This is a genomic window from Promicromonospora sp. NPDC050880 (genome assembly GCF_044456525.1).
GTDB lineage: Bacteria > Actinomycetota > Actinomycetes > Actinomycetales > Cellulomonadaceae > Promicromonospora.
Genome location: NZ_JBITFV010000001.1, coordinates 235,822 through 250,016 on the forward strand (window position 1 = coordinate 235,822; position 14,195 = coordinate 250,016).

Sequence of the window (14,195 nt, forward strand, 5' to 3'; positions counted from 1 at the left end):
ACCTCGTCGTTTGGGCGCCGGACTGCTCGAAGGGGGTGAAAAACGTCCGGAAGTTGATGATCTAGTTGGTGATTTCTTGGGTCCTGGCTGGTGATCGGGCGCGAAGTGGATGGCATTGATTACGCCGTACTGGATGCGGACCGTTCGGTTCGCGAGCGAGGGGACAGCAGATGCGCGTACCAAGGCCGACGACGACGAAGACCCGCCGCGGGTTCTCTCTCGGTCGATACAGACGAGGCCCGGCGATCCTGATGACGCTCAGCCTGCTCGGGGCGGGCCTGGTGGCCACGTCGTTGACGTCGGGGACGTCGAGCGCGGTGGCCGCGCCGGGCAACCCGGGGGTGCCGGGTGACCCGCAGGTGCTCTTCGTCGAGGACTTCGAGAACCGGGCTGCCGGCTCGAACGTGCTCCTGACGGACTACACGGGCGCGGACGGCACCACCTACACGGCCGATCCGTTCTGGGTGGACCGCAACGACTGCAACGGCTTCATCATCAACCAGACCAGTACCCGCGTGGCCGGGGACTGCAGCGGGACGCAGCCCGACGCCTTCGGCGCAGCGACGTTCACCTCGCTGACGGCTCTGCCCTACACGCTCGGCGTCATCAACGGCACCGACCCGGCGGGCAACGCCGCGGCGTCGTCGTACACGTCGGGCAGCTCCGCGGACAACCAGGTCCAGTTCCGGACGGCCAGCCCGCTGGCGCTGACGACCGAGGGCCGGTTCGTCACGTTCTCGGTGGACGCGGTCGCGCAGAACTGTCAGGCCACGCACCCCGAGCTGCGGTTCTACCTCGTCGACGGCGAGGGGACGGAGATCCCGGTGTCCAGCACGGCGATCGACCCGTGCATCGATCCGCGGGGCACGCAGTACACCTCCCCGACCCAGGACGGCACGACCCGCGTGGTCACCGGCGGCCGCTTCCCGGCCGACGGCTCGACGCTCGTCACCGGCGGAGAGTTCGGCATCGTGATGCGCAACGAGAACGGCGACGGGACCGGCAACGACGGCGCGTACGACAACATCCGCGTGCTCGACGTGACGCCGCAGCTCGACAAGGCGTTCAGCCCGACCTCGGTCGCCACGGGCGGTGTCTCCACCCTGACGCTGACGATCACCAACACGAGCGACCTGGCCGCCAAGAACGGCTGGTCGTTCACCGACGACCTCCCCGCCGGCCTGGTCGTCGCCGACCCGTCCGCCGTCGCCACCACCTGCCCGGCCGGTGACGTGACCGCCGTGGCCGGGGCCGCGTCGGTCGCCGCCACGGGCAACCTGGACGCGGGCATGGCGTCGTGCACCATCACGGTGGACGTCACCGCCGACGAGGCGGGCAGCTACACCAACGGTCCCGACAACATCTCGGCGATCGGCCTCGACTACCCGGACCCCTCGACCGTCACGTTCGGCGACCCCAGCCTGGCGCTCGTCAAGACCGCGGGCGAGCCCGTGGACGTCAACGAGAACGGCATCACGGACACCGGTGACACCATCGCCTACACCTTCGAGGTGACCAACACGGGCGACGTCGCGATCGACGACCTGGCGATCGACGACCCCATGGTGGGCGCGATCACCTGCGAGGCGACCTCGGTCGAGCCGGGCGACACCGTCACCTGCACCACCGACGAGCCCTACGTGGTCACCGACGAGGACGTCGAGGCGGGTTCCGTCGACAACTCGGCGACCGCCACGGGCACCCCGCCCGGCACGGACACCCCGATCAGCTCGCCGCCCTCGGAGACGAGCACGCCCGTCGAGGCGCCGGACCCCGCCCTCACCGTCGTGAAGTCGGCGTCGCCGTCCGGCCCGGAGGCCTTCACGGTGGGGCAGGAGATCACGTACTCCTTCGAGGTGACCAACACCGGCAACCTGTCGCTGAGCGACATCACGATCGACGAGACGGAGTTCTCGGGCACGGGCGAGGTTCCGGTCGCGACCTGCCCGGCGGACGTCCTCGCCCCGGGTGACTCGCTGACCTGCACGGCCACCTACACGCTCACGCAGGCCGACGTCGACTCGGGCGAGGTGGCCAACACGGCCACGGCCACGGGCACGCCGCCGGGGGACACCCCGCCGCCCACGTCGCCGCCGTCGACCGTCGAGGTCCCCAGCACCCCGGCGCCCGGGCTCGAGGTGGTCAAGACCTCGGACACCGAGAAGATCACCGAGGTGGGCCAGGAGGTGGTCTACTCGTTCGAGGTGACCAACACCGGCAACGTCACGCTGACCGACGTCGAGGTCGACGACTCCGACTTCTCCGGCTCGGGGGAGCTGTCGCCGGTCGAGTGTCCCCAGGAGGCCGGCAGCCTCGCGCCGGGGGCGACGGTGACCTGCACCGCGAGCTACGTGGTCACCCAGGCCGACCTCGACTCCGGGGAGCTGACCAACACGGCCACGGCCACCGGCACCCCGCCGGGGGACACCCCGCCGCCCACGTCGCCGCCGTCGACCGTCGACATCCCCGGGACCCCGAAGCCCGGCCTCGAGGTGGTCAAGACCTCGGACACCGAGAAGATCACCGAGGTGGGCCAGGAGATCACCTACAGCTTCGAGGTGACCAACACCGGCAACGTGTCGCTGGCCGACGTCACGGTCGACGACTCCGACTTCTCCGGGACGGGTGAGCTGTCACCGGTGGAGTGCCCGCAGGAGGCGGCCGACCTGGCGCCGGGGGCGTCCGTGACCTGCACGGCGACCTACGAGGTGACCCGGGCCGATCTCGAGACCGGTGAGCTGACCAACACGGCCACGGCCACCGGCACCCCGCCGGGCGGCACGCCGCCGCCCACCTCGCCGCCCTCGACCGCGACGGTCCCGGTCACCCCGGACGACGCCGGCCCTCCGGCGCCCCCGGCACCCGGCCCGGCCGACGGTCCGGCCGACGGCCCGGACGGCGCGCTGGCCTCGACCGGTGCCGACATCGCCGGGGTGACCGGCCTGGCGGTGCTGTTCCTGCTGACCGGCGTGGCGGCCCTCGTGATCGCCCGACGCCGCACGGTGGGCTGACCCGCACCGTCCCCTCGCGCCGCCGTCGTACGTGGCGGCGCGAGGGGACGCCGGCGTGGCGCGCGACGGGGAGAAGAAACGGTCAATTGCCATCTGTGCGGCATATCTTGACCGCCGTTTCGAACGCCCTGTGAATCGGTTTATCGAATGTCTTATAGTGCCGTCGAATGGTTCGTCGGAAACGACGGACCACTCCTGCAGCACCCGTGCCGGTGCGCCCTTGAACAGGGAAGACGCCGGAGACGCCGCTCGTTCCGCCCCCGCCCGCGGGTCGTGGGGCCACACGGCGTCCCGGCGCCCGCACCCGGCATCGCGGAAGCGCGCCGACGGCACGGTGGAAAGGGGATGCACCCACTTTGTCCGACGATGTTGCGTGGGCGGAGCCGTCCGCACCGGTGTTCCGGGCAGGGACCGGCCGGACTCTTGACGACGGCGCTCTGCGGGCCTTCTCCGCGGGAGACCTGGACACGCTGGAGGACCTGGCGGACCGCTGGTGGTTCGAGCTGCCCGCCCGCTACGGCACGGAGCTGCTCGGCCTGCTCGAACGGCTGCCCGCCACGGTGACTGCCCGGCGTCCCCGGCTGCTCATGGCCGGCGTGCTGGCCTACCAGCTCGCCGAGGCGGGTGACGACGTCCGGCTCCGGGCCGCGATGCGCCTGTTCGAGCTGCACGGCGTGCGTCTGTCGAAGCGGCTCCGCTCGTTCACGCGCCCCGGCGACGCGGTCGCCGCCGGGGTGCTCGCGATGCACGCGGCGCGGGCCCGCGGCCAGTACCGCACGGCGGAGGGGATCGGCGCCTGGCTCGAGGAGCACCTGCTCCGGACGGACGCCACCGGTGCGCTGCCCTGGAGCGCGGACCGCCGCGTGGGGCGTCCGGGGCTGATCGCCCTGAACCGGGGCGTGACAGAGATGCTCGCGGGACGTCCCGCCGACGCGGTCGGGCACCTTCGGCGCGCCCACGAGCAGGCAGGCCCGCCCCCGTTCCAGCACTTCGCGGGCGCCTCGGCTGCCGCGAACCTCGCGCTGCTGGCCGCCGTGCGCGGGCACCACGGGATGGCCGGGGCCTGGCTGGAGCGCATCCGGCGCAGCGGGCCGGTGCCGGCCTGGCTCGAGGGGCACCTGCTCCTGGGTGCGACCATCGCCCAGGCCCTCCTGGCGATCGACCGGCTGGACCTCTCCACCGCGCGGCAGGCGCTCGACCGGGCGGGTTCCGCCGAGGAGCAGGGCGACCTGTGGCCGTTCCTCGCGGCCGCCCGGGCGGCGTACGCGGTGGCCTCCGGGGAGCCGGTGAGCGGTCTGCTCGGGCTGGACGCGGCCTGCTTCGCGCACGGGATGGCGGCCCGCCCGGGCCCTGGCGCGCACCCCGTGCTGCTGCGCGCGCACGCCGACCTGCTGGCCGCGAGCGGGGAGGGCAACCGGGTGGTGGCGCTTGCCGAGAGCGCCGGTGCCGGCGACCTGCTGCCGCCCGTCGCCCGGGTGCGGCTCCTGGCCGGCGACACGGACGGTGCGCTGGCGGTGGCCGGGCGGGCGGCGCGCGACGCCGCGGTGACCCCGCGCGACGCGCTGGAGCTCCAGCTCGTCATCGCCCTGGCGCACCTGCGCACGGGAGATCTCGACGGGGCCCGCGCGCGCTTCGAGCACGCGGTCGAGGTCGGGCGGCAGGGGCTGTACGCCCCGTTCGCGCTGTTCCCCCGCTCCGAGATGCTGGAGCTGTGCCGGCTGACCGGCACGGACCCCCGCGACGTGGGGGCCATGCGTTCCGCCGACGACGACCGGCACCCCACCTCCGGACCGATCGTGCTGCTCACCCGGCGGGAACGCGCGGTGCTGGCCGGGCTGGCCGCCGGTGACAGCGCTGTACGCATGGCGGCGGCCCACGGCGTCTCGGTCAACACCGTGCGCACCCAGGTGCGCAAGGTCTACCGCAAGCTCAACGCGTCGAGCCGCACCAGCGCCCTCGCGCGCGCCGGCCAGCTCGGCCTGATCCCGCCGGAGACACCCCGGAGCGCCTGACCGCGCGGGGCCGTGCGGCCCCGCGCGGCCCGGACCGTGTCAGCCCCAGAGCTCGCCCAGCCGCTCGGCGAGGGCCTTGCCCTGGTCCCGGCCGGCCCGGGCGGCGAGCGGCCGCAGGGTCCCGTCCATCGCGTTGACGCCGAACAGGTGCTCCGCACCGGGGCCCGGGACAACCGTCTCGACCCGGCTGCCGCCCGCCCGCAGTGCCTCGACCTGGGTGGCGAGGTCGAGCCCCCAGGCGGCCGGCGTGAGCGTCCGGCCGCCCAGTGGCGACAGCACGAGCACGCGCGCGTACCCGGCGGCCAGGTCGGCGTTCTCGGCGTTGGTGCGGTAGCCGCCGTCGATGTACCGGCCGTCGCCGATCGCGTAGGCGGCGCCGCTGGAGCAGCTCGCGGCCACGGCGTCGGCCAGGTCCACGCCGCTGGACCGGTCGAACACGACCGGGGCGCCCGTGCGGGCGTCCACGGCGGTGAGCAGCACCGTCCGCCGGGGCCAGGTCTGCACGGGCAGCCGGGCGGCGACGGTCGCCCGCCACCGCTCCTGCCGGTGCTCGCCCTGCGTCGCGGCCAGGTCGAGGGCCGCCGCGCCCACCCTGCGGCGCAGGTCGGCCGGGTCCGCGGCGGCGTCGATGATCGCGCGCATCCGCGCCAGGTGGTCGGTCACCAGCGCCGCGGGGTCGGTCCTGCCGGACGCCGCTGGGGCGGTCCGCCCGGGGCTCGCCGGAGCGGTCCGGGGCGGCGGGGCCGTCAGGGCGCCGTCGAGCAGCTCGGCCGGGCTCGCGCCCGCGAGCTGGGCCGCGGCGGTCGAGCCGGCCGACGTACCGACGGTGAGGTCGGCGGTGGTCACGTCCAGCCCGGCCTCGGCCAGACCGGCGACGACGCCGATCAGCCACGCGTTGCCGGTGGATCCGCCACCGCCCAGGACGAGCGCACGCTCGCCGGCGGGTATGCGCCCGGTGGCGTCGACGGACGGCACGGCGGGCAGGGCTGAAGAAGGTGTGGTGCTCATGGGAGTCGCCTCTCGCGTGGTGCGTGGGCGGGTGCTCCCGGAGGCGGCTAGCGCCGCCGCGCGATCGTGGGCTGCGGGGGAGCGCCCGGTACGGTCACTGCGTCCACGGGTCTCACCTCCTCGGCTCGGATCACGATCAGCGGCGACGCTAGCACACGTCGTCAGGCGCCGGTCTCGTCCGCCACCACCAGGGCGACCTCGCAGAACATCGAGTCGGCCCACGAGAACCACGGGCGGGAGTACGCGGTCGGGTCCGAGGCGTCGAACGACTCGTGCATGCGCCCCGTGCCGCCGTCGGTCCGGGCGAGGACGTCGAGGATCCGGACCCGGTCCTCGGGCGTCCCCGTGAGCGCCTCGACGGCCAGCGCGATGGGCCACACGCGGCCCGGCAGGGTGTGCGGGCTGCCGACGCCGCTCGCCGCCGTGCCCGTCATGTAGTACGGGTTGGCCGGGCTCAGCACGAACTCCCGGGTCGCGCGCCAGACGTCCGCGTCGAGCACGTCGGGGGCGATCAGCGGCAGCGACAGCAGCGACGGCGTGTTCGCGTCGTCCATCCGCAGCACCCCGCCGAGCCCGTCCACCTCGTAGGCGTACGTGCGGACGCCGGGTTCGTCGCCTGACGGACCGGGCTCCGTGACGATGCCGAACTGCTCGACACCCGTCACGAGCTCGCCCGACAGCGTCCGCGCGTCGTCGGCCAGCTCCTCGTCGCCGAGCACCCCGGCGGCGAGGTCGGCCACGGCGAGCAGGGCCTGTGCCGCGAACAGGTTCGCCGGGACGTTGTAGCCGTAGGTGCAGGCGTCGTCGGACGGGCGGAACCCGCTCCACGTCATGCCCGTGCGCCCGACCGCGGTGCCGCGTCCCTCGCGGGCCAGCGTCTCCGTCGGGATGGTGGTGTCGCGCTGGAACCGGTAGGCCGACGCGTCGTGGTCCTGCTCGGTCCGGAGCTGGTCCACGATCGTGCGCAGCACCCGGTGGGCCCGCTCGTCGAGAAAGTCCGTGCGGCCCGTGGCCCGCCACAGGGTGTGGGCGAGCGTCACGGGGTAGGCGAGGCTGTCGATCTCGTACTTCTGCTCCCAGACGTGCGGGTCGTCGCACACGTCCTCGGGGTCGTAGTGGGCGCCCGTCGGCCCGTCGTTGAACGCGTTCGCGTACGGGTCGTGGTCCAGGCAGGCGAGCTGACGGCGCACGACGGCGGCCACCAGGTCGGCCAGCGGCGGGCACGAGCCGAGGAACCGCAGGTAGGGCGTGAGCTGGGTCGTCGAGTCACGCAGCCACATCGCGGGGATGTCGCCGGTGATGACGAACGCGCTGCCGTCCTCGCCGAGGGTGATCGTGTCGGTGAGGGTACGCAGCAGCGCGGCCTCGACCATGTCCCCGACCCGGGCGCCCGAGGTGGCGCGGACCCGGTCGGCGGCGTCCCGCAGCGTCGTCGTGATCGCGGGGTCGAGGTGGGTGGACGTCATCGTTCCCAAGGAGTGGCTCCGTTCTCGTCGGTGACCCGGACCGTGACGGCGTCGGCCGGCGGGTCGGGCTCCGGTGTGCACCAGATGCTGAGCGTGACCGGGTCGGCCACGGGCTCGCCGCCCGCCCACGACCCGAGCTGGTCGAGGCCCAGGTCGAACGGCACCGTGGTGGTGCCGCCCGCGGGGACGACGGTACGCCGCACGGCGAGGAGCTGCCGACGCCGCGGCCGCACACCCGGCTCGTGCCGGCGGCCGTAGAGCGGCACGGAGAGGGACCGTTCGGCCGCGGCGGTGCTCGTGACCTCGACGGTCAGCCGCACCGCGCCGCCGTCGGCCAGGCCAGCCGCCGTGATCGCCGGCCCGTCCGCGGTCCCGGCCAGACGCGACGTCGTGCCGTCCACGTGCGCGGTGCCGAAGGGCAGCGCCCGGAGCACGTCCGTGTCGACGTAGCCCCGTGCGGTCTCGCGCCGCTCGTCGTGCGCCACGGGCAGCACCCCGTCGTCGGCGGGGAACGTCGCGGGCAGCCGGCCGGAGGCCGTCCCGCCGCACAGCGCGGCGGCGACCGCCTCCCCGCCGGCCGGGCCGGGGAACGGCACCACGAGCAGCGCGTCCACCAGGTCCCGGAGGGCGGTCAGCGCGCGGGGCCGTCCGTCGATCACGACGCCGACCACCGGCACCCCGGACTCGCGCGCGGCGCGGGCCACGGCGAGCTGCGCCTCGGGCAGCGCCACCGACGACAGGTCGACGCCCTCGCCGTTCGTCGTGTCACGGGCGGGGCCCGCGACGGCGCCGTTGTCGGCGAACTCGTCGTCGTAGGTGCGCCGGCTGGTGCCGCCGAGCACGACGACGCAGACGTCGGCGCCCGCGCAGGCGGCCCGCACGGCGTCGAGCGCGCCGGGATCGTCGAGCGGCCCGCGCAGGCGGCTGCCCTCGGCGTGCCGCACGCGCCCGGCGCCGAACCGGGCCGTGAGCGCGGAGCGCACGGTCGAGGCAGCGGGATCGGGCACGGGGCGCGGCGGCGTGTAGTCGCCGAGCTGCGCCTCCAGGTCGTCCGCGTTCGGCCCGACGACGGCCACCGTCGCGCCCGGGTGCAGGGGGAGCAGCCCGCCGTCGTCGACGAGGACCACGGACTGCCGGGCGGCCCGCTCCACGAGCGCCACCACGTCACGGCCGGCGGTCCCGTCGGCCTGCCCCGGGGCGTCGCGAGGTGCGTCGCCGAGCAGGCCCAGCCGCCGCTTCAGGCCGAGCACCCGGTCGACCGCGCGGTCCAGCGTCGCCTCCGCGACGAGCCCGCGGTCGATCGCGGTCTCCAGGTGCGTGAACGCCTCGTCCCACAGGCTCAGGTCGACGCCGGCCCGCAGGGCGAGGGCCGCGGCGGAGGCGGGGTCGGGCGAGCTGTCGCGGAGCCGGTCGACGGCGGTGCCGTCGGCCATGACGACGCCCTCCCAGCCCCACCGCTCACGGAGGGTGCCCGTGAGCAGGTCCTCGTTCGCGCTGCACGGCACCCCGTCGATGTCGTTGTAGGCAGCCATGAAGCCGGCGACGCCCACGCGTGCGGCGGCGTGCGCGGGCCGCAGGTGGATCTCGCCGAGCTCGCGCCGGCCGATCGGCGCACCCGAGCCGTTGCGCCCGCCCATGCCGGCCCCCTGGGCGGCGAGGTGCTTGGCCACGACGGCCACGTGCGCGCCGTCGATCGGGTCGCCGGCCGAGGCGGTGCCCTGCATGCCCCGCACCGTGGCCGTGACCAGCAGGGCGGCCAGCGCCGGGTCCTCCGAGAAGCACTCCTCGGCGCGGCCCCAGCGTGGGTCGCGCAGCACGTCCAGCCCGGAGACCAGCGCGACGTGGGTGCCGCGGGCCCGGGCCTCGGCGGCGACGGCGGCCGCGAGCTCCTCGGTCAGGTCGGCGTCCATGCCGGCGCCGAGCGCGAGGTTCACGGGCAGCGTGGTGCCGCCCAGCGCCATGAGGCCGTGGGGTGCCTCCTCGACGAACAGCACCGGGATGCCGTCGCCGTAGGCGGTCACGTGCTCCTGCACGGCGGCGTAGGCCTCGGCGCTGCGCTCGGGCGGTACGCCGTTGTCCCAGCGCACCGCGGACCACGGGTCCGCGCGGAGCACGCCGTAGACCGCGCCGAGCCCGCCCCAGCGGTCCACCTCGCGGCGCAGCACGTCGGTGACGCGGGGTGCGCCGTCGACCCAGCGGACCGCCTCCCAGCCCTTGAGACGCTGGTTGACCTGGCCGATCCGGGTGACGAGCGGCAGCGACGCCGCGCTCGTGCCGGACGTGCGGGTCACCGGGGTGGCCCGCACGTCCGACAGGTGGGGGTGCGTCATCCCTTGACCGCCCCCGACAGCAGCGCGCGCTGCATCTGGCGCTGGAGCACGGTGTAGACGAGGTACACGGGCAACAGTGTGAACAGGGTGCCGGCCATGAGCACGCCGTAGTCGGTGCCGGCGTCGACCTTGAGCGTGGGCAGCGCCACCTGGATGGTGCGCTGCGCGGTGTCGGGGCCGATCAGGATCAGCGGGTACAGGTACGCGTTCCAGAACGACAGGAAGTTCAGCAGCAGCACGGTCGCGATGCCCGGCACGCAGATGGGCAGGTAGACCTGCCGCAGCACCTGGAGCGACGACGCGCCGTCCATCGAGGCCGCCTCCTCCAGCTCACGCGGGATGGTGCGCATGAACGAGGTGAGGATGACGATCGACAGCGGCAGTGCCGTCGCCGGCAGCAGGAAGACCACGAACGTGCGGGTGTGGAACAGGCCGAGCGCGGCGGCCAGCAGGAACGTGGGGAACAGCGCCGCGAACGACGGGATGAGGAACCCGAGAGCGAAGACGCTCTCGACGATCTTGCCGGCCCGCCCGCGCGCCCGCGCCAGCGCGAACGACGCCGGCAGGGCGAGCAGCAGGGTCAGCACGAGCGCGGCGACCGTGGTCAGGGCGGAGTTGGCGACGGCGAGGCCGAGGTCGGCCTGCTGGATCGCCGTCGTGAAGTTGGAGAGGTCGAACGTCGTCGGCCACGCCAGCGGCGACTCGAAGATCTCCTCGTTCGTCTTGAAGGAGGAGACGATGAAGTAGTAGAAGGGGATGACCAGCAGTGCGGCATAGATCCACGCGAGCGTGCCGCTCGTGATCGAGCCGATGCGGTCGCGCAGGGGGAGTCGCCGGGCGACGGTGGCGCGCTGAGCCATGAGGGTCTCCAGGGCAGGTCGTGAGGCAGATCGGGCGGGGATCAGTGCGTGGCGCGGAGCGTGCGGCGGATCGCCCACATCCCGAGCAGCCCGATCACGAAGAGGACGACGCCGACGGCCTGGCTGTAGCCCAGGTCGGTCTCGACGAACGCCTTGCGGTAGATGAGGTACGCGAGCGTGGTGGTCGCGTTCTCGGGGCCGCCCTGCGTGAGCAGCAGCACGGTCTGCGCCGAGTTGAACAGCATGGACAGGAACTGGAGCATCGCGACCACTCCGATGAAGTCCTGGGCGATGGGCCAGTACATGCGCCAGGCCAGCCGCCAGTCGCCCGCTCCGTCCAGGCGCGCGGCCTGCACGATCTCGCTCTCGACGCCGTCGAGCCGCGACGCGATGAGCACCGCCGAGTAGCCGATGCCGCTCCACAGCTCGACGGCGATGATGGCGCCGAGCGCCGTGGCCGGGTCGGCGAGCCACTCGTTGCCCTCCAGGCCCAGCGGGCGCAGGAACCCGTTGACCAGGCCGTCCGGGTTGAGCATCGCGTAGAAGACCATCGCCGTCGCCGGGGCGGAGATGAGCGCCGGGATGAACAGCAGGTACCGCAGCACGCGGTGGCCGCGCGGCTTCTGCACCACGTAGAAGGCGAGCAGGAACGCGAGGCCGATCATGATCGGCAGGCCGACGACGATCTGCACCGCCGAGTTCGCGGTCGCCGTCCAGAAGGTCTCGTCGGCGAAGACGCGGGCGAAGTTGTCGAGGCCTGCGGGGGTGGGCGTGGTGAGCATGCCCGGCCACGAGAGGAACGCGATGACGAACATCGCGACCACGGGGCCGATCATGAACACCGCGTACCAGATCAGCGCGGGCAGGGCGAGGCCGGGGAACCGGTCGCGGAGCGTCCCGCGGCGGCGGGCGGGCGTGACGGCGGCGGTGCCGTCACCGGTGGTGTCGGGGCGGCCGGCGTCGAGGAGCGCGGTCATGGGTGGGGTCCTTTCCCAGCTCGAGCGGTCAGACCGCCTGGTACGACTTCTCGAAGGCGTCGATGATGCGGTCGGCCGGGGCGGACCCGTAGGCGAGCGCGGTCGCCTGGATCATCGGCTCGAACACGGCGTCGGGGATGAGCAGGTCGGGCAGCATCACGGGAGTCACGTCGTCGTCGGTGAGCCGCGAGCCCTGGGCGACCAGCGGGAAGTCCTGGCTGACCGTGTCGGTGATGCGGCTCATGTCGCGGCCGGACCCGAGGATGAACTGGTCCGTGACCTCGGGGGTGTACAGGTTCTGCACGAACGGCTTGATCAGGTCGAGCTTCTCGAGGCCGTTCTCGCTGATCCAGATGCCGTGGCCGTTGAAGCTCTTGATGACGCTCGGGCGCTCCAGCACGCCGCCGCTGGACGGCACGGGCCAGCCGCCCACGGTCACCTCGGCCGCGCGCTCGTTCGGCACCAGCGCGAGGGCCGACGACATCGCCGGGACGATGGCGGCCTTGCGGGTGTTGAACTGCGTGAGCTCGGAGTCGGACGTGTAGCCCTGGACGTTGTCGACGAAGACGCCGGCGTCGCGCAGCTCGACGAAGTGCTCGACGCCCTTGATCGCGCCCGGGCTCTCGGAGATCTTGCCGGTGGAGAACACGGTGCGTGCCTCGTCCTGGGTGATGAAGCCCTGGAGGATCTGCAGGAACATCTTCTGGCCGCTCCAGTCGGAGCCGCCCACGGTCACGGGGCCGATGCCCTTGGACCGCAGGGCGTCCGCGGCGGCGATCAGCTCGTCCGACGTCGTCGGGATCGCGCCGACGCCCGCCTCCTCCAGCAGCCCGGTGTTGAACGACACCGGCCAGTTGGTGCGGGTGAACGGGAAGGCGCGCAGGCGGCCCTCCTCGTCGGTCCACTCCGTCAGCGCCTCGGGGATGATCAGGTCCCGCAGGCCCCAGTCGTCGAGGTAGTCGTTCACCGGCACGGTGGCGCCCAGGCGGGTCCAGGACAGCGTGCGGCCCATCATGTTCACGATGGCGACGTCCGCCTCCTTGCCCGCCAGGGTGCTCGTCTCGAAGACGATCGGCAGGTCGGAGCCGTTCTTCAGCAGCGCGACCTGGCGCGCGGTGGCGCGCTGGTAGGCGGCGACGACGTCGGAGAACACCTGCGCGCCGGCGACGGCGCCACTGATCTGGGTGTGCACGGTCAGGGCGTTCGGGCCGCTGGACGCGGGCACGAGCGCCCCGCACCCGGACAGCAGCGGCGCGATGATGCCGCCGCTGAGCGCTGCACCGAGCAGCGTGCGTCTGGTGATGCCCTGTGTCACGGGACCTCCTGGAGCTTCGATCCGGAACTGCGATGTATCGGCCGAGACGGCGGGGCACGTCCGCGTGCCGGGCCTTGTAAAGCGGTACACAATCTGGCTGGCCGCGAATGTATACCGCTTTACTTTGGAGGGTCAACCCCCGTAGTGTCTGGCACGTGACCGAAACACCCCCGAAACGAGCAACGATCGCCGCGGTGGCCCGCCGTGCCGGCGTGTCGCCGTCCGCGGTGTCCCACGTCTTCAACGGGCGGCCCAACGTCTCGGCCGCCACCGCCGAGCGCATCCGGCAGGCCGCCGACGAGCTCAACTGGCGCCCCAACTACGCCAGCCGCAAGGTGTCCGGCCAGGGTGGGCGCAGCCTGGGGCTGGTGATCGCCCGCGCGAGCGACACCTTCGGTCGCGACCCCTTCTTCATGAGGCTGGTTGCCGGGCTCACCCAGCCCCTGGCCGACATCGGCTGGTCGCTCAGCCTCACGCTCGTCGGGGCGGACGACGAGGCGCGCGTCTACCGCGAGTGGTGGGCCGAGCAGCGCGTCGACGCGTTCCTGCTCGTCGACGCCCGCACCGACGACCCGCGGCTCGACCTCGTGGGGCAGCTCGGCGCGCCCGCCGTGGTGCTCGGTGCCCCCGTGGACGCCGCGGTCCCCGCGGTCACGGTGCGCGACGACGCCGCGTTCGCGGACGTGCTCGCCCACCTGACCGGCCTGGGGCACCGTCGCGTCGCGCGGATCAACGACGCGCCCGGCCTGGCGCACACCCAGGCCCGCGACCGGCGGTTCGCGGCCGCCGCCGCCGACCACGGCGTCGAGCCGTCCTACGCGGTCTGGGACGCCGAGGCGCCCGACCCCGTGGCCGACCTGCTCGGCCGCATCGGCGACGTCACGGCGATCATCGTCGACAGCGAGGTGATCGCCGCCGAGATCGTCGCGCACGCCCCCGAGCTCGGGGTGAGCGTGCCGGACCGGCTCTCCGTGGTCGCGTGGGAGGACTCCTGGGTGTCCACCCTCGTGCGGCCCCGCCTGACCGCGCTCGACGCGCCGGTCGAGGAGAGCGCCCGCACCGCCGTCGCCCTCCTGGAACGGCTGGTGCGCGGCGAGGACGTCACGTCGCAGATGGTCGGCGGCCGCCGGCTGATGGTGCGCGAGTCGACGTCCGCGGCCCCCGGCACCCGTGCCTGAGCTACCCCGCCCGGGCTGCTTGCGCCCGGGAATCCTGA

Annotated in this window: 9 protein-coding genes; 3 read left to right on the forward strand and 6 right to left on the reverse strand. The window is 73.6% G+C overall.

The features are described 5' to 3' along the window. Positions 1-251: 251 nt before the first annotated feature. Together ACIBBF_RS01145 and ACIBBF_RS01150 are read left to right on the forward strand one after the other, a co-directional pair. The gene (locus ACIBBF_RS01145; RefSeq protein WP_397409616.1) at positions 252-3,011 is read left to right on the forward strand and encodes a hypothetical protein; all 2,760 of its coding nucleotides are present in this window, start codon (positions 252-254) and stop codon (positions 3,009-3,011) included. 356 nt (positions 3,012-3,367) lie between these two features. Next, the gene (locus ACIBBF_RS01150; RefSeq protein ID WP_397409618.1) at positions 3,368-5,023 is read left to right on the forward strand and encodes a LuxR C-terminal-related transcriptional regulator; all 1,656 of its coding nucleotides are present in this window, start codon (positions 3,368-3,370) and stop codon (positions 5,021-5,023) included. A 39-nt stretch (positions 5,024-5,062) separates the two neighbouring features. Here the strand turns inward: ACIBBF_RS01150 and ACIBBF_RS01155 are convergent, their stop codons facing one another. The 6 genes from ACIBBF_RS01155 to ACIBBF_RS01180 all read right to left on the reverse strand — a co-directional run bounded on the left by ACIBBF_RS01155 (position 5,063) and on the right by ACIBBF_RS01180 (position 12,979). Next, positions 5,063-6,031, reverse strand: a complete 969-nt coding sequence (locus ACIBBF_RS01155) for a patatin-like phospholipase family protein (RefSeq protein ID WP_397409620.1) — start codon at positions 6,029-6,031, stop codon at positions 5,063-5,065. 161 nt (positions 6,032-6,192) lie between these two features. Continuing rightward, a complete protein-coding gene (locus tag ACIBBF_RS01160; RefSeq protein ID WP_397409622.1) occupies positions 6,193-7,497 on the reverse strand; it encodes a glycoside hydrolase family 125 protein in 1,305 nt (434 codons plus the stop codon). Further along, complete coding sequence (locus tag ACIBBF_RS01165; RefSeq protein ID WP_397409624.1) at positions 7,494-9,827, reverse strand: glycoside hydrolase family 3 N-terminal domain-containing protein; 2,334 nt, start codon at positions 9,825-9,827, stop codon at positions 7,494-7,496. Before ACIBBF_RS01165 ends, ACIBBF_RS01160 begins: the two co-directional genes overlap by 4 nt. Further along, positions 9,824-10,687: a carbohydrate ABC transporter permease gene (locus ACIBBF_RS01170; RefSeq protein ID WP_397409626.1), complete on the reverse strand. Its 864-nt coding sequence runs from the start codon at positions 10,685-10,687 to the stop codon at positions 9,824-9,826. Before ACIBBF_RS01170 ends, ACIBBF_RS01165 begins: the two co-directional genes overlap by 4 nt. A gap of 41 nt (positions 10,688-10,728) precedes the next feature. Beyond that, a complete protein-coding gene (locus tag ACIBBF_RS01175) occupies positions 10,729-11,664 on the reverse strand; it encodes a carbohydrate ABC transporter permease (protein ID WP_397409628.1) in 936 nt (311 codons plus the stop codon). Positions 11,665-11,692: 28 nt separating this feature from the next. Further along, positions 11,693-12,979: an ABC transporter substrate-binding protein gene (locus ACIBBF_RS01180; RefSeq protein WP_397409630.1), complete on the reverse strand. Its 1,287-nt coding sequence runs from the start codon at positions 12,977-12,979 to the stop codon at positions 11,693-11,695. Between the two features lie 155 nt (positions 12,980-13,134). Here ACIBBF_RS01180 and ACIBBF_RS01185 point away from each other — a divergent pair, with 155 nt between their 5' ends. After that, the gene (locus tag ACIBBF_RS01185) at positions 13,135-14,157 is read left to right on the forward strand and encodes a LacI family DNA-binding transcriptional regulator (RefSeq protein ID WP_397409632.1); all 1,023 of its coding nucleotides are present in this window, start codon (positions 13,135-13,137) and stop codon (positions 14,155-14,157) included. Positions 14,158-14,195: the final 38 nt, after the last annotated feature.

Excerpts from the sequence above, each read along its gene's own strand:
- ACIBBF_RS01145 (WP_397409616.1), top strand. The coding sequence starts at position 252 with ATGACGCTCAGCCTGCTCGGGGCGGGCCTGGTGGCCACGTCGTTGACG.
- ACIBBF_RS01155 (WP_397409620.1), bottom strand. The coding sequence starts at position 6,031 with ATGAGCACCACACCTTCTTCAGCCCTGCCCGCCGTGCCGTCCGTCGAC.
- ACIBBF_RS01160 (WP_397409622.1), bottom strand. The coding sequence starts at position 7,497 with ATGACGTCCACCCACCTCGACCCCGCGATCACGACGACGCTGCGGGAC.
- ACIBBF_RS01165 (WP_397409624.1), bottom strand. The coding sequence starts at position 9,827 with ATGACGCACCCCCACCTGTCGGACGTGCGGGCCACCCCGGTGACCCGC.
- ACIBBF_RS01170 (WP_397409626.1), bottom strand. The coding sequence starts at position 10,687 with ATGGCTCAGCGCGCCACCGTCGCCCGGCGACTCCCCCTGCGCGACCGC.
- ACIBBF_RS01175 (WP_397409628.1), bottom strand. The coding sequence starts at position 11,664 with ATGACCGCGCTCCTCGACGCCGGCCGCCCCGACACCACCGGTGACGGC.